The organism is Collinsella aerofaciens, from assembly GCF_015553355.1.
In the GTDB taxonomy this organism is placed as follows: domain Bacteria; phylum Actinomycetota; class Coriobacteriia; order Coriobacteriales; family Coriobacteriaceae; genus Collinsella; species Collinsella aerofaciens_V.
Map to the genome: position 1 here is coordinate 1 of NZ_JADNGN010000026.1, position 14673 is coordinate 14673.

Consider the following 14673-nt stretch of genomic DNA (forward strand, 5'->3'; position numbering starts at 1 on the left):
GGTTGAAGCAGACAACAAAAGCGACCAGTTCGCTTGATAGGGGGCCGACTACATAGAAAAAGATTGCGTCAATGAAGCCTATAGTGTTGTAAGTTGTTTCGCCGGAAAAAACAGCGTATAAAGCATATCCAAATCTTGGCTGATTCATGTATGAGTACGAAAAGACGAAGAGCGTCAATATTGCTACTACCAGAAGTGCATTCAGGACAAATCGTTTGCTTTTCATCGATCGCTCCTTCCGGGTGACTCTTATTTGTAATTCTACAGCATCCATTTGTTTTTCAAAGAATTTGACTGTCCTAAATAACATGCACTTTCGCTGGCCTTGATTATCAACTTCATCCGAACACCTCCCACATTCATCCGCACATGTGCGGATGAATGTGGGAACCCGATACCCTGAGGGCCGGACCCGCCGGCCCCGGGAGATCGGAGGACGGCCGGTCCGGAAAGAGGAAGAAGGGTTCCGCGGAGGCGGCCCCGAGGGCCTACGGCAGGCTCACCAGGCACGAGCGGGACACGGTCCAGAGGATGCTGGAGCGCAGGGCCTCGTGCAGGGAGATCGCCAGGGAGCTGGGCAGGTCGCCCTCGGCGGTGAGCGCCGAGGTGGCGTCGCACAGGTTCGTGACGGCGCCGAAGTCCAGGCGCGGCGAGCGCGTCGACGGCTCGGCCGACCTGTCGGCGGCCTGCCCGCGCCTGGCGGCGTGGCCGCGCTGCTGCAACGGGTGCGGCCGGTACCGTGCGATCGGCTGCAAGCGCCGCCCGCACGTATTCTGTGTTTCGTCAAGAGGATTTGAGCAAAAAGAGCATCGGAAATTGAGCAGTCGCAGCATCGGAAGCGCGCACGCTTTTTGAGCGGCTAGCCCTCCTGCATGAGGGCATGGCGGACGCGGTAGGACTCGCCGCGGAACTGGACGAGCCTCCCGTGGTGGACGATGCGGCCGATCACGGCGGCGGCCATCTGGTCGTCCCCGAACACCGACCCCCACCTGCTGAACTCCAGGTTCGTGGTGATTACCACCGACTGCCTCTCGTATGCGTCGGCGAAGACCTGGAAGAGCAGCCTCGCCCCGTCCGCGTCGAGCGGGAGAAACCCGAGCTCGTCGATGACGAGCAGGCGGGCCTTGCCGATGATTGCGGCCTCCCGGTCGAGCCTCCCGTCGTCGCGGGCGCGCCTCAGACGCATCACGAGTGAGGACGCCGTGAAGAAGCGCGCCTCGAGCCTCCTCTCGCACGCCAGCGCGCAGAGGGCCGACGCCATGTGCGTCTTGCCGGTGCCGACGTCGCCCATGAGCACGAGGTTCTCCCTGCGCTCGACGAAGTCGAGCGCGAGCAGCGACTCGCGCCCCATGCCCTCCGGCCACGACACGGCCGACCAGTCGTAGCCGTCGAAGGTCTTGGGCGCCGGCAGCGCGCAGCGCCTGAGCAGCGTCGCGCGCTTCGAGGCCTCGCGGCTGGACCTCTCCGCCTCGAGGTAGCCCGCCAGGTACTCCACCTGCTTCGGGGTGCCGAGCCTCGACCACTCCTCCAGGACGGCGGTGGTGAGCGAGCACGACCGCCCGGCCTCCACGACCCTGCGGGCCAGCTCCTCGCTAGCTGCCATCGGCGACCGCCCCCTTCGGGAACCCGTCGTAGACCGACAGGTCGGCCCCGCCGGCCCCGCCGAGAGGGCGCGCGCAGAGAGGAGCGATGCCCCGCTGGCCTAGCCTAAGGGCGAAAACGGAATAGACGGACCGACCGTACGGCTGAGTCTGGGAAGAGGTGCCGGGCGGCGGGCGGAGCATGGCCACCGGACCCATCGAAACACATCTCCACCGTTCCTTCAACTGGGAAAACGACGCCCCCGTGGCCTGAATGGGGCCTCGGGGGCGTTCGGCTAACTGCGGGAACGGCTTATCCGCTCAATGTGTTCGGCTGAGATCGGAAATCAACCATATTATGGGCACAGTCGGCAATTGGGTTGGATAGCCTCGCACCGGAGGAATCAACATGAGTACAAGTAGCTACAAACCGCAAAAAGGCCGTGGGCTCCCGTGGCCTTTAGACACGGACGCTCCATCGGTTGCCGATCAGGCCGAGACGCCTAGCGAGATGGAGGCGGCGCTTGACGTTCGACAGGATGAGATTGCAAAGAGCGAGATCCTGAGTGGAATCAACAGGCCATCCTACGACTCATTATTTGCGGTCGCGAAGAATCGCGTCCAGCTTGCGATTCTGATCGTGATTTGCTCCTTCCAGACGTCCAAAGGGCCTAATAGGAAGGATGCCAATGGAAAAGAACTTACAAAAGGTCTTTTCATGCGTCAGGACAAGCTCGAAAAAAGTCTGTTCGACTCAACCGACTGTATCGAAAGCTCTGGGCGAGCTGGCTCATCGAGGCATCATCATGAAGACCGATGGGGTGTGGGTCATCGTTTGGGCTCAGCTCGATATTCAAGCGCGTGAGGCCGGATGGGATCCGCGCGCGGACGCGGGCGGCGAGGTCGGACGTGAAAGCCGGACCGCAGAGGTATCGAGCGCACGCGGCCAGGGCCTCGAGGGCGCCTGGCGGGTAGGGAGATCCGAGCATGAGGCAGGACAACGCGCAGGCCCGCGAAAGGTTCACGAGCTCCCCCGCGACGCGGCTGGACCCTCGGCTGCCCCTCGTAAAGGATGCAGAAGACACGGTCGAGGTCCGACGGTTCGACCAGGCTGTACCGGCAGTCCGCGTACAGTGCGCAGCCCCTCCCGCGCGGGTCGCCGTCCGAGTCCTCATCCGGCTCATGATGGCGCACCTCAACCCAAAGGCCCTCCAACACGTCGTCGAACCCGAAATCGAGCTCCGCCTGGACGCTCTCGCCGAGCGCATCGCCCAGGGCGAGCTCCGGCACCTTCGTCACACGGCCGTCCAGCCACTCAATCTCTGTCATCGCGCGCATGGTGCAAGCCCCTTCCGACACGGGATTGTCAGCTCAACCCGACCCTTACCCATACGGACGAACATAACTCGCCAGGGGGAAGCCCCTGAAGGCCGTGCGCCACAACATGAGGCCGAATCCGCCCCCGGCTGGACAGGCCAACAACGAAGGAGCACACGGAACCGGCGCGGCGTTACAACCGTCCCGGCAAGCGTGTCACTTGGCCAAGTCATGATGCCGACAAACCCGGAAATGCTCCAACGGAGCGCCGAACGAGCGTAACAATATAAAGCCGTGCAACACGTGTTGGACGACCGGAACATCCCAAACAAAGGCCTGTAGGTCCCACCTTCAAGCCCAATAGCAAAATGTGCATCAGCGGATTTGCAGCGATACAAGTCTCAACCGTCACCATCACACCGCAGCGCGCCTAGTCCCACTCATCCTACTGCAAATGTCCCAGAACGAGAAAACGACCAGCTTAACATGCCAACCTTTATATCCGCACGCGCGTAATTCAACTCATAAGGACCGGCTATCCCTTACCTGTGACACAATCTCAAACGCACAGAACAGAATCATCAGTCCAATCATCGTATAAGAGGCAGCCGAACCTTCAAGCACTATTCCACAAAGAACAATCTCCGCGCAGCCAATAAGAACTGTTATCAGGCGCTCTGCCTTTTTGCTCTCGCCGCTCGCATAAAAAGGCGGCAAAGCGCACAAGATCACATATAGCCCGGGAAGGGAATACAGGATCGATAGTCCAAGTCCCCCATCAACCGCAGTGCTTTGCGTAAGAATCAACTGAACCCAAACGGCAATTATCACTGAGCAGGTTGTCGATAAAAGAAGACTAGAAATATAGCACGCAACAAAGTCCCGTCGCATTCGAGCAGAGAAATCCGCGAACTCTCTTCGCCGCGTGGAAACAATAAGGTACACAGAAATTGCAATAGAACCAATCAGAGAAAACAGCGGAACAACCAGCAATTCAAGCTTATTACCCCATCGATCAACCACACCCCCACTCCAATGAGCGGGAATTGTATCAGGGAGGACTGACCAAGCCGCCCATAGAATCAGAAATGGAAGAATAGAGAGGATGAAAGATGATAACACTGCAGTAGTTTTTTTGAGGCTCTCATCGATTCCGCATCTCCTTGCGCGCCCACATTCCACTCCGCCTTAAATCAAGTATACGTTTTGGAACGGGATGTCACTCCGAACGCTTTACCCTCTTAGTGTGAATGCCGCTGCGGCATTGTTGACTCATCCTTAGTAATCGCGTCTATCCTCTGCAGCATCAGCCAAAGCAATCCGAGAGGAGCCGCACATGCATGCAGCGGAAATTCCTTTCGGGGGGGGGGTATCTCCCAGATTTACCCGCCGCCCGAAGGGGCAGTCGACAGTCGAGTACGTACTGATCATCGCGATCATCGTCCTGGTGGTGCTGATCGCGGGACCGTGGGTCTCGTCGGCGATCACAAACCAGTTCAACACGGTGGCGGGGACGCTCGGCAACGGAATCTCAAAGGGGAGCTGGGAGTCGGGCGGCACGGGCGGCGGCAACGGGTCGTTGACCGACGCCGACATCGTGGACCCCGTTCACGGGATAGCGTTCGCCGTGTACTCGGAGGACGACCACAGCCTCATGTTCTACAAGCGCCGCGGGGTCCCCAGAGTCGGTGACATGCTCAACAGCCGCCGCGTGACGGCGGTGTATACGGGGTTCGAAAATGGATACGCCACCGCGACCGTAGGAAACGACGGCAAGACGACTGCCCCCTGGTGGCCTAACAGAAGTAATATCGTGGCCGTAAAGGCCATTGACGATGGCATGGAAATCCACTCGTTGGCATTTTGCTTTCAGTACATGGAGAACTGCAAGAGCTTTGATCTGGCAAAGTTCGACATGTCGAACTGCACAAATCTGCAGCACGCATTCGCGTATTGCGGCAATGCGACTTCCTTCAGTATTTCAAGCTGGGATACGTCCTCGGTCGTCGAATTCGACTCGGCGCTCAAAAACCTTTACAAGGTCGAGGAGATTGACATCTCCGGATGGTCGACGCGGAAAGCCGGCGATTTACGTCTCCTTTTTTTCCGCCGACAGCTCGCTGAAAAGCGTGAAATTTGGACCAGGGTGGAAGACCTCAGATGTTATGGATATGCTCGGCATGTTTAGCTATTGCAAAAATCTAAACCTCGACTGTTCCGATTGGAATGTCCCAACCTATGCCAATCATAGTAACTTCAATCACTGCGCCCCCGGCGTTATCCTCCCGAAGGCGTGGCAGTAGGTCTGAAGAAACAAAACGGCAAGCAGTTTATGTGGCGCGGGCACCCGTGCCGCCGTTGCCTCAGCGGCACGTTACGGGCTAGTCGGTTCGCTTTAACGTACGCTCTGCATGCAATATCAATCCCCATGCGAAGGGAGTGTCGCATATGCATGCAGCGGCAATTAACCTTCGGGGGGTGGGTATCTCCTAGGAATACCCGCCTCCGAGGCCAAGGAGCCATCGAGTACGTTCTGGTCATCGCGATTATCGTCCTGGTTGTGATGATAGCCGGCCCTTGGGTCTCGTCGGCAATCAGGAACCAGTTCAACACGGTGGCGGGAGTATTGGTAAACGGGACAGCAGGTGGGACTTGGGAACCGAGCGGTTCCGGCAGCGGTAACGGCGCGGGTTCCGCGACCGTCCAGGCGGCGCTCGCCAAGGACGCGAAGGGCACGCGAAGGACTGGACCCTCGGTGAGCAGAAGGCAGTTGCCGAGGACATCGCCGCCAAGGGCGAGGCGTCGCCCGCCTACGCTAAGGCGAAGGCCGCGATGGATGCCGGCACCGAGTTCTCGATGAAGCTCACCGATGGCAAGACGCTGACTTACCGCATTATCGGCATCAATCATGATGACCCTGCAGGCGGATCCGGCAAGGCGGGCCTCACGTTCCTCACCACCACGACGGGCATTTGGTCCCCCATGAACGCGATTGACACCAACGCCGGCGGTTGGGAGAAGTCTGAACTCCGTCAGAAAATGAACTCCGGCAAGATCTGGAATCTGATGCCCTCCGATTTCCAGTCCAAGGTGAAGGCCGTCAAAAAGCCATCGAACAATGTCGGGGGCGGTGATGAGAACAAGAACGCCGCCGTGACGGCTACCTCGGACAAGCTGTTCCTGCTCAGCTACTCTGAGATCGCCCCCCACCTCCTATTGGGCATCCTATCCCTGGACTTCCTCCGAGGGAACCCAGTACGAGGCCTTCAAGAACGAGGTGACGGATAACTACGGGAGTAACTACGCCATTGCCAATGGTGAATTTTGGTGGGAGCGTTCGGTGCATCCGGGCAACTATCCTGGCTTCCTCAATGTCGGCGACACCGGCCATCCGTCGTGCGAAGCCGGCGGGGCGAGTTCGGTTCGCGTCTGCCCCGCCTGGTGTTTTTAGCCTGTCTTCTAGCTTGTCTTGCGAAAAAGCCTGCGCAACCCTGCGCGGGCTTTTCTTTTAGCGATTACTCGTACATTTTAGGCTCATGGCACAGGTAGTTGGTTTGAGGAGAAATGGGGTCATACAGCGGCTCTCGGAGCGCCTGCCGCACTCCCCCGCCATTACCCCTGCGGCATCCTCGTATGGAGCCCATCTTGGTTGACGTTTCGTTGCAACAGCCCACTTGTCCACCGATCAAGTGAACTACTGGAATAAATACAGCGACACACTTGTTCGATACAGTCGCTATATCTGTGTAAATCGCCGCGATAAATACAGACTGTACTCGTCTGTATACCAGCTACGCGTATGTAGATTCATGTCGCGTTAATAAATCGGCTCAAGCGCGTGCAAAACGCGCAAGTAACCGCAAAAAGCGATTATCGCGCAGGTAGATTTTTGGCACCCTGTTGCTTAATCAAAATTAAGCAATTGCTTAAAACAAAAAAGGTCAGGCACTAGGTGCCTGACCTGCAAACTTCTGGTCGGGACGACTGGATTCGAACCAGCGACCCCTTGACCCCCAGTCAAGTGCGCTACCAAGCTGCGCCACGTCCCGAAGCTTTTGTCTGTTGCTCCGCTCTCGCTCGCAACAGGGAGTATATTAACCCGAAACTTTAGACTTGTGCAAGAACTTTTTTACAAATTTTGAAGCAAGTCCAAAATTGTATCTGCGAGCTGGGGCTTTGTTAGCACGGGAAGTTCTTGCGTGCCCGCTGTGCTCACGATCCAGGCCTTGTTAGTGTCGGTTCCAAAGCCCGAATCGGCGCGCGAGACATCGTTGGCGATAATGGCATCGCAGCCCTTGCGCGCGAGTTTGCGCTGCGCGTACTCCACGACGTTATCGGTCTCGGCCGCAAATCCGATCACGCACCGCTCGCCCTTCTGGCGCGAGAGCTCGGCCAAAATATCGACCGTTTCGACCAGCTCGATGCATTCCAAGCGCTCGTTGGACTTTTTGAGTTTATGGTCCGCAGGGGCCGCCGGTGTGTAGTCGGCGACGGCGGCCGCGCAAATGGCCGCATCGGCCGTCTGGAAGGCGCTCAGCGCCGCCTCCAGCATCTCTGCTGCGGTCTGCACGCGCATGCACTCCACGCCGCGGGGAACATCGAGCGATGTCGGGCCCAGCACAAGCGTGACCTCGGCACCGCGGCGAGCAGCCTTCCCCGCCAGGGCGATGCCCATCTTGCCCGACGACCGGTTGCCAATAAAGCGCACAGGATCGATCGGTTCGTGCGTGGGGCCGGCGGTAATCACGATGCGCTTGCCCGCCAGGTCCTGAGGCGCGGGGTTGAGCACCTCACAGACAGCCTCGACGATGTCCTCGGGCTCGCTCATGCGGCCCGTGTCCACGTCGCCACAGGCAAGGTAGCCGCTGCCGGGTCCCACCACATGCACGCCGCGGTCGCGCAGCGTGGCCATGTTGGCCTGCGTTGCCGGCGCCTTCCACATGCCGTTGTTCATGGCCGGCGCGATCACGATGGGTCGCGGCGTCGCAAGCAGCGTGGTGGAAATAAGGTCATCGGCGATGCCGTTGGCCATCTTGGCGATGATATTGGCCGTCGCGGGCGCCACGACCACCAGATCGGGCTCTTGCGCCAGCGAAATGTGGTGGATGGGGTCGGAGGGGTCGTCGAACAGGCCTACGGCGACGGGCTCGTTGGTAAGCGCACGGAAGGTGAGCGGGCCGACAAACTCGGTGGCATGCTCGCTCATAACGACCTTGACGCGCGCACCGCGCTTTTGCAGCAGGCGCACGATGTTGCACGACTTATAGGCGGCGATCCCGCCGGTAATGCCCAGCAGGATCGTTTTTTCCTCAAGTTGCATTGAATTGTTGGGTGCCGCCATCGTTTAAGCTTCCTTGCTCGGGAGCACCAGGAGGCGGTGGCAGTACGGGCAATGCGTAATCTCGCTACCGTCGTGGTTGAGGTCGCTCATGGACGATGCCTGCAGCGCGGTGTGGCAAACCGTGGGGATGTTGCCCTGGATGGTCTCGACGGCCAGGCCGCGGAACTGCTTGAGCAGGCGCTCGTAGTCGGTGAGCACGTCGGTCGGCAGCGTGGCGGCAAGGGCGGTGCGCTCCTTAGTGGCGGCGTCAATCTGTGCCTGGAGGTCGGCGGCCTTGGCGCGGGCGGCCTTGGTGTTGGCCTTCACGCCCTCCTCGAACTTGGCGATGATGGCCTGCGCGCGAGCCTCGCGGTCGAGCGCCTCCTTGTGGGCGACGACGACATCTTTGCGGGTGTGCTCGATCTTGTCCAAGCGCTTGGCCAGGGTGGCGAGCTCGTTCTCCAGGTCCTGAACCTCGCGGTAGTCAGAGCCATCAACGTGGCGCTTCTTGGCGGCCTCGATGGCGTTATTGGTCTGGATCTCGGTGGTGTTGAGATCGTCGAGCTCAATATCCAGGTCCTTGCGCTGGGCGTAGAGCTTGGTCATTTCGGACTTGAGCTTCACATAGGTCTTGCGCTTGGAAGCGAGCTCCTTGAGCTCCGGCATATTGGCAAGTTCGCTCTTGTTGCGGGCGAGCTCCAAATCGATCTGTTGCAGCTTGAGTAGCGTAGCGCCGGCGCTCATAAGTTCTCTCCTTTTGTCACAGTCCACCATTGGCAAGGGTTCAGTATTTTAATCGCATGACGGGGGTCGACCCCGGCATCAACTGCAGAGTTCATCAATATATCAACGAACGGCTCCTCGGAGCGGTCGTGGCCGAGCAGGATCGCCGGTAGCCCGCGCAAGGCAAGGTCTTGCGCCACGTGGTAGCCCGCCTCGCCCGTCACGACAACATCTGCGCCCGCGGCGATGGCGAGCTCTCCAAAGTCGCCCAGGGAGCCGCCCAAAATGGCGACGGTTCGGCACGGGTGCTCGGCTTCACCCCAAACGCGCGGGTTGCTGCCGAAGGCCGTGGCAGCACGGGTGGCAAGATCGCGCAGCGTGCACGGGTCGTTGAGCGTTGCAAGTGCGCCCAGGCCGGTGGCTTCGGGGTCGTCCACGTGCTCCAATGAGCTCACGGGTGCGGCACCCAGCAGCTCGCTCAGGCAGAGGCAGGCTTCGTGCGAGCGGTCCAGGTTGGTGTGGAGCGAGATAATGCTCACGCCGCATCGGGCCGCCTCATAGAGCGCCGCGCTGCACTGGGGACGCGTGGCATCCGCCGGACAAAACGCCTCGGGCGCCTTGATATAGATGGGGTGATGCGTCAGCAGCACGTTGGCGCCGGCCTCCTGGGCGCGGTGCACATTGGCTTCGGTCGCATCGAGTGCGCAGGCAACACCGGTAATCTCCGCGGCAGGGTCGCCGACGGAGAGTCCTACATGGTCCCAACTCTCGGCATCGGTCTTGGGATAGCGTGCCAGCAGCGCGCGCTCAAGCTCGGCGGCGATCATGCGGCACCCACGATCGAGAGGAGCGTCTTGGCGAACTCATTCAGATCGGCCGGATTCACGCGGTCATCGAAGGAGATGCGCAGTGCGCCCAGCGCCTGCTCGCGACCGATGCCCATCGCGCTCAAAACGTGGCTGGGGTCCATGCTGCCGCTCGAGCATGCCGAACCTGCCGACACTTCAAAACCGGCGGCATCGAGCTTGATGATAAGCTCCTCGGAGTCCATTCCGTCAATGTAGATCGATACCATGCCGGGCAGACGGTCGACATGTGCGTAGTCTCCCATGGTGGCGTGAATGCGCGGATGAGCCGTAAGCGTGGCGTAGAGCTTGTCGGAAAGGGCTTGCAGCTTCTCGCGTTCCTGAGCCACATGGGGTGCCAGCGTGCGGGCGGCAGCGGCAAAGGCCAGCTGTGTGCGCAGGTCCTGCGTGCCGGCGCGACGTCCGGCTTCCTGTCCGCCGCCAAAGATGCGGGGACGCAGTGGCGTGCGGGTCTTAACGTAGAGCGCGCCGGAGGCAACGGGACCGCCAATTTTGTGGGCTGCGACGGACATGGCGTCGACGCCTAGCTCGGTGGCATCGAGCGGAATGTGCAGATAGCCCTGGATGGCGTCGGTGTGGAACAGGGCGCCCACGGTATGCGCGGCCGCGGCAAGCTCGCGGATGGGCTGCACCACGCCGGTCTCGTTGTTGGCGACCATGATGCTCACGAGCGCCACGTCGTCGCCTAGTAGCTCGACAAGCGCGGCAGGCTCAATGTAGCCCGCGCGGCAGGGCTGCACCAGGTCGACGGTAAAGCCAGCGGCACGCAGCAGCGGCAGGTTGTCCAGAATCGAATCGTGCTCGATGGCAGATACGATCACGCGGTTGCGCTTGCGGTCGCGCTGACGGGCGCCCTCGGCAAGACCGAGCAGCGCCAGCTGGTTGGCTTCGGTGCCGCCGTTGGTCAGAACAATCTCGGACGGGCGGACGCGTGCGCCAAAGCTATGGGCGATCTCGCGACGGGCAACCTCCAGGCGCGCGGCGGCCTTGCGGCCGAGCGAGTGCAGCGAGTTGGGGTTGACGCCGGCAAGCTCGCTGTCGTCATATTCGCGCTGCGCAAGGAGCGCCTCGGCGCGCATGGGCGTCGAGGCGGCGTAGTCAAGATTCACGGGTATGCGGTTTTGACCTGCGGTCATAAGGGTTTATGCCTCCTGTGCGGCCTCATTGCCCAGCTTCTGCAGCAGCGCAACCTCGGCGGCGGGATCTTCGGACTTAAATACGGCGGAGCCGGCCACGAGAACGCTGGCACCAGCCTTGACGACCTCGGCAATGTTCTTGGAAGAAATGCCGCCGTCGACCTCGATCATGGGCGACACGCCGTGGCGCTCGCACATGGCCTTGAGCTCGTGCAGTTTGGCAATGGTACCGGGGATAAAGCTCTGGCCGCCAAAGCCGGGGTTCACGCTCATCAGCAGCACCATATCGACGACGTCGATGATGCTCTCGAGTACGCACACGGGGGTGGCGGGGTTGAGCACCACGCCGGCCTTGACGCCGCGCTGCTGCAGATGTGTGAGCGTGCGGTGCAGGTGCGTGGAGGCCTCGTAGTGCACGGTGATCATGTCGGCACCGGCATCGGCGTACCAATCGACTGTCTCGTCGGGGTTCGACACCATGAGGTGCGCATCGACCGGCACGTTGGTGGAGTGCTTGACGGCCTTAAGGATGTCAACGCCAAAGGTCAGGTTGCCGGTAAAGTGGCCGTCCATGACGTCGAAGTGCACGTAGTCGGCACCGGCGATCTTGTCGAGTTCGCCCTTGAGGTTGGCCATGTCGGCCGAAAGGACAGACGGAGCGATTTTGATGGAACCCATGGTAGAAGCCTTTCTGCGCTAGTCGGTGAGTCCGTAGAACTCTTGAGAAGGGACGCGATCGGTAAGAATCTCGAGCGCCCTATCCAAAGTAACACCGTTGTAGAGCGTTTGCTCCACGGCAAAGGTGAGCGGAATGTCTACGCCCAGTGAACGGGCAAGCTCGCTCACGCTGCGGGCCGCGACGGCGCCCTCGACAACCATATGCGTGCGCGTCTGGTACTCGTCGAGCGACACGCCGTGGGCAAACTCGTAGCCAAAGGTGCGGTTGCGCGAATGCTCCGAGGTGCAGGTGGCAATGAGGTCGCCCATGCCGGCAAGTCCCATGCAGGTCATAGCTTGACCACCGCGGGCGTGTACCAGACGGCTGATCTCGGCCAGACCACGCGTCATGATGAGGGCAAGCGTGTTGTCGCCCGCACCAGAACCGGCGGAAATGCCGCACACGATAGCGATGACGTTTTTCATAGCGCCGCAAACCTCGACGCCGGTCATGTCCTGCGACAGGTAGATGCGGAAGGCTGTGGATAGGAGCAGGTCCTTAAAGGTCTCCCCTATCTGCGGATCTTTGCTGGCGATGACGGCGGCAGAAAGTCCACCGCGGCAGATCTCCTCGGCATGGTTGGGGCCCGAGAGGGCCGCCACGCGCGCCTCGTTGCCGATCTCGCTGGCGATGACCTCGCTCATGAGCAGGCCGGACTCGGGCTCAATGCCCTTGGTGAGGCAGAGCACCGGGGTATCGGCGGCGATAAAGGGCGCGGCCTGGTGGCACACGCTGCGAAGGTGCGTCGAAGGAACGGCAAAGATGATGGCCTCGGCGCCGTCGAGCGCCTGTACCAGGTCCGTGGTGGCGACGACGTTGCCGGGCAGCTCGTAGCCCACCAAATACCGGGGGTTGCGGTGCTCGCCATTGATGCCGGCGGCCGTCTGCTCGCTGTGGGCCCACATGGTCACGCGCTCGGCTCGCGCGGCGGCAAGGCCGGCGACGGCGGTTCCCCAGGAGCCGGAGCCAATCAGCGCAACATTCATGACTCTCTCCTACTTATCGTCGGGCTCGGTGACGCGCTTGGTAAACGAGAGCTTGGACTCCTTACCCGTCATGAGCTTTTTGATGTTCGCACGATGGGCCCACACCACGGTGATGCCGATCATCGCCATGCAAAACTTAAGTCCCAGGCTGCTGTACGGAAAGACCGCGCAGGCGGCGATGGGAAGACCGATGGCCGCGGCAAGCGAGCCTACCGACACAAACTTGGTGATGGCGACGGCCACGATAAACATGCCCAGCAGCGAAAGCCCGATGGGCCAGTACCAGGCGAGGATGACGCCCAGACCAACCGCGATACCCTTGCCGCCATGGAAATTGAGGTAGGGCGAGAAGATATGGCCCCACACAGCTGCCAGGCAGATGACGCCGAGCATCCAGTCGCCGGCGGCGCCGGGGGCCATAATGCTCACGGGGAAGCCATAGCCCAAGTCGGCGATAAGCGGACGCGCGATAAGGACGCAGATGGCACCCTTAAGGCAGTCGAGCAGCAGCGTGAGCGCGGCCACCTTGGGGCCGGCCACGCGCAGCGCGTTGGTGGTGCCGATGTTGCCGGAGCCCGCCTTGCGAATGTCCGTGTGGTTGAACACGCGGCCCAAGATCAGGCCAAACGGAATCGCTCCGATAAAGAACGAGACCACGGCGCAGACGGCGGTCAGCAGAATCGGATTATGCATCCTTTTGCTCCTTCTTTCTAAAGAAGAGTCGAATGGGCGTGCCGGCAAAGTCGAAGCTCGAGCGCATGCGGTTCTCCACATAGCGCTGGTAGGTGTCGTTGACCAAGTCGCTGTGGTTGACGAAGAACGTGAACGTCGGCGGGTTGACGCCCGTCTGGGTCACGTAGTGCATACGCAGGCGGCGCTTGCCGTCCACCACGGTATGACCGAACTCGCGCAGGTCGGTGAGGAACGTGTTGAGGCGTGAGGTACTGATCTTTTGCGAGCGCGTCTTTTCGGCCGCGTCGACCATCGACCAGATCTTCTCGACGCTACGGCCGGTCAGGGCCGAAATGCGCAGGTACTGAGCCCAGGGAGCCATGACGCCCAGACGGCGGTCGACGGTCTCCATGCAGGCCTCGCGCTTGCGGTCATCGTCGAGCAGGTCCCACTTGTTGAGCAGCACCACGATGGCGCAGCCGCGCTCGATGGCAAGACCCATGACCTTCTGGTCCTGCTCGGTAACGCCCACGGAGGCGTCGACGACGAGCAGCGCCACGTCGGCGCGGTCGATGGCGCGCAGGCCGCGGACCATGGAGTAGTACTCGATGTTCTCGTACACGGTGCTCTTCTTGCGAATGCCCGCGGTGTCGACCATGCGGTAGTGCTTGCCGTTGCGCTCCACGACGGTGTCGATGGCGTCGCGCGTCGTGCCGGCAATGTTGGACACGATAGAGCGGTCGGCGCCCAGGATGCGGTTGAACAGCGACGACTTACCGGCGTTGGGACGGCCGATGATGGCGACGTTCAGCGCGTCGGGGAACTCATCGGAGACCTCGTCCTCTTCCTCCGGAAGCAGGGCCACGATGTCATCGAGCAGGTCGCCCGTGCCGTGGCCATGCAGGGCCGAGAGCGGCGTGGGCTCGCCGATGCCGAGCGAATAGAACTCCCAGATGCTGTCGTTCTCGCGATCGGGGTTGTCGAGCTTGTTCACCAGCAGAAAGACCGGCTTGTCGCAGCGCTTGAGCATACGGGCGACCGACTCGTCCTCCTCGGTGACGCCGGTGCGGCCGTCGACCACAAACAGGATGACGGCGGCTTCCTCGGCGGCGGCGAGGGCCTGGTCGCGAATGGACGTGGCGAAGACGTCATCGCTCTTGAGCGGTTCGATGCCGCCCGTGTCGACGATGGTGAACTCGCGGCCGTTCCAATCGGCCGTGTGGTACGAGCGGTCGCGCGTGACGCCGCGGGACTCGTGGACGATGGCGTCCGAGGTCTGGGCCAGGCGGTTGACGAGCGTGGACTTGCCCACGTTGGGGCGTCCGACGACGGCGACGATAGGTTTCATCTGCTCT

The 14673-nt window shown here is 61.0% G+C and carries 16 protein-coding genes and 1 tRNA gene; 5 read left to right on the forward strand and 12 right to left on the reverse strand.

Annotated features, from left to right (window positions below; all coding sequences use genetic code 11):
• Positions 1 to 226, reverse strand: a 226-nt coding sequence (locus tag I2D57_RS09920; protein WP_229055677.1) for a hypothetical protein, incomplete at its 3' end; no start/stop codon positions are given.
• 305 nt (positions 227 to 531) lie between these two features.
• On the opposite strand from I2D57_RS09920, the gene I2D57_RS09925 reads away from it, so the two are divergent.
• Positions 532 to 855: a hypothetical protein gene (locus I2D57_RS09925; protein ID WP_229026471.1), complete on the forward strand. Its 324-nt coding sequence runs from the start codon at positions 532 to 534 to the stop codon at positions 853 to 855.
• A 4-nt stretch (positions 856 to 859) separates the two neighbouring features.
• On the opposite strand, the gene istB is transcribed toward I2D57_RS09925, so the two are convergent.
• Positions 860 to 1603 carry an IS21-like element helper ATPase IstB gene (gene istB, locus I2D57_RS07000; protein WP_195361963.1) on the reverse strand — a complete coding sequence of 248 codons (744 nt, stop codon included), beginning with the start codon at positions 1601 to 1603 and terminating at the stop codon, positions 860 to 862.
• 386 nt (positions 1604 to 1989) lie between these two features.
• Between istB and I2D57_RS07005 the strand changes: the two genes are divergently transcribed.
• Positions 1990 to 2445, forward strand: a complete 456-nt coding sequence (locus I2D57_RS07005) for a hypothetical protein (RefSeq protein WP_195361964.1) — start codon at positions 1990 to 1992, stop codon at positions 2443 to 2445.
• Positions 2446 to 3419: 974 nt separating this feature from the next.
• On the opposite strand, the gene I2D57_RS10120 is transcribed toward I2D57_RS07005, so the two are convergent.
• Positions 3420 to 4079: a DUF1648 domain-containing protein gene (locus I2D57_RS10120; protein WP_195361965.1), complete on the reverse strand. Its 660-nt coding sequence runs from the start codon at positions 4077 to 4079 to the stop codon at positions 3420 to 3422.
• A 154-nt stretch (positions 4080 to 4233) separates the two neighbouring features.
• Here I2D57_RS10120 and I2D57_RS07015 point away from each other — a divergent pair, with 154 nt between their 5' ends.
• The 3 genes from I2D57_RS07015 (at position 4234) to I2D57_RS07025 (ending at position 6185) form a co-directional block, all read left to right on the forward strand.
• The gene (locus tag I2D57_RS07015) at positions 4234 to 5085 is read left to right on the forward strand and encodes a BspA family leucine-rich repeat surface protein (protein ID WP_195361966.1); all 852 of its coding nucleotides are present in this window, start codon (positions 4234 to 4236) and stop codon (positions 5083 to 5085) included.
• Entirely contained in the window at positions 5078 to 5200 is a 123-nt protein-coding gene (locus I2D57_RS10125) for a hypothetical protein (RefSeq protein ID WP_411161255.1), read from the forward strand. The genes I2D57_RS07015 and I2D57_RS10125 overlap by 8 nt, the downstream gene beginning before the upstream one ends.
• A gap of 529 nt (positions 5201 to 5729) precedes the next feature.
• Positions 5730 to 6185 (forward strand): DUF6273 domain-containing protein, encoded by a 456-nt coding sequence (locus I2D57_RS07025; RefSeq protein ID WP_195361968.1) that lies wholly within the window; start codon positions 5730 to 5732, stop codon positions 6183 to 6185.
• A 684-nt stretch (positions 6186 to 6869) separates the two neighbouring features.
• Here I2D57_RS07025 and I2D57_RS07030 read toward each other — a convergent pair.
• The 9 genes from I2D57_RS07030 to der all read right to left on the reverse strand — a co-directional run bounded on the left by I2D57_RS07030 (position 6870) and on the right by der (position 14666).
• Positions 6870 to 6946 (reverse strand) — tRNA-Pro (locus tag I2D57_RS07030).
• 80 nt (positions 6947 to 7026) lie between these two features.
• Positions 7027 to 8238, reverse strand: coding sequence for a bifunctional phosphopantothenoylcysteine decarboxylase/phosphopantothenate--cysteine ligase CoaBC (coaBC, locus tag I2D57_RS07035; RefSeq protein WP_229055678.1), 1212 nt, complete (start codon positions 8236 to 8238; stop codon positions 7027 to 7029).
• A gap of 3 nt (positions 8239 to 8241) precedes the next feature.
• Positions 8242 to 8961, reverse strand: coding sequence for a zinc ribbon domain-containing protein (locus I2D57_RS07040; RefSeq protein WP_195361969.1), 720 nt, complete (start codon positions 8959 to 8961; stop codon positions 8242 to 8244).
• Positions 8958 to 9767, reverse strand: a complete 810-nt coding sequence (locus I2D57_RS07045) for a Nif3-like dinuclear metal center hexameric protein (protein WP_195361970.1) — start codon at positions 9765 to 9767, stop codon at positions 8958 to 8960. The genes I2D57_RS07040 and I2D57_RS07045 overlap by 4 nt, the downstream gene beginning before the upstream one ends.
• Entirely contained in the window at positions 9764 to 10942 is a 1179-nt protein-coding gene (locus I2D57_RS07050; RefSeq protein ID WP_195361971.1) for a cysteine desulfurase family protein, read from the reverse strand. Before I2D57_RS07050 ends, I2D57_RS07045 begins: the two co-directional genes overlap by 4 nt.
• A gap of 6 nt (positions 10943 to 10948) precedes the next feature.
• Complete coding sequence (rpe, locus tag I2D57_RS07055) at positions 10949 to 11620, reverse strand: ribulose-phosphate 3-epimerase (protein WP_195361972.1); 672 nt, start codon at positions 11618 to 11620, stop codon at positions 10949 to 10951.
• Between the two features lie 18 nt (positions 11621 to 11638).
• Positions 11639 to 12646 carry an NAD(P)H-dependent glycerol-3-phosphate dehydrogenase gene (locus tag I2D57_RS07060; protein ID WP_195361973.1) on the reverse strand — a complete coding sequence of 336 codons (1008 nt, stop codon included), beginning with the start codon at positions 12644 to 12646 and terminating at the stop codon, positions 11639 to 11641.
• Between the two features lie 9 nt (positions 12647 to 12655).
• Entirely contained in the window at positions 12656 to 13339 is a 684-nt protein-coding gene (gene plsY / locus I2D57_RS07065) for a glycerol-3-phosphate 1-O-acyltransferase PlsY (protein WP_195361974.1), read from the reverse strand.
• Positions 13332 to 14666 carry a ribosome biogenesis GTPase Der gene (der, locus tag I2D57_RS07070; protein WP_195361975.1) on the reverse strand — a complete coding sequence of 445 codons (1335 nt, stop codon included), beginning with the start codon at positions 14664 to 14666 and terminating at the stop codon, positions 13332 to 13334. Before der ends, plsY begins: the two co-directional genes overlap by 8 nt.
• Between the last annotated feature and the right edge of the window lie 7 nt (positions 14667 to 14673).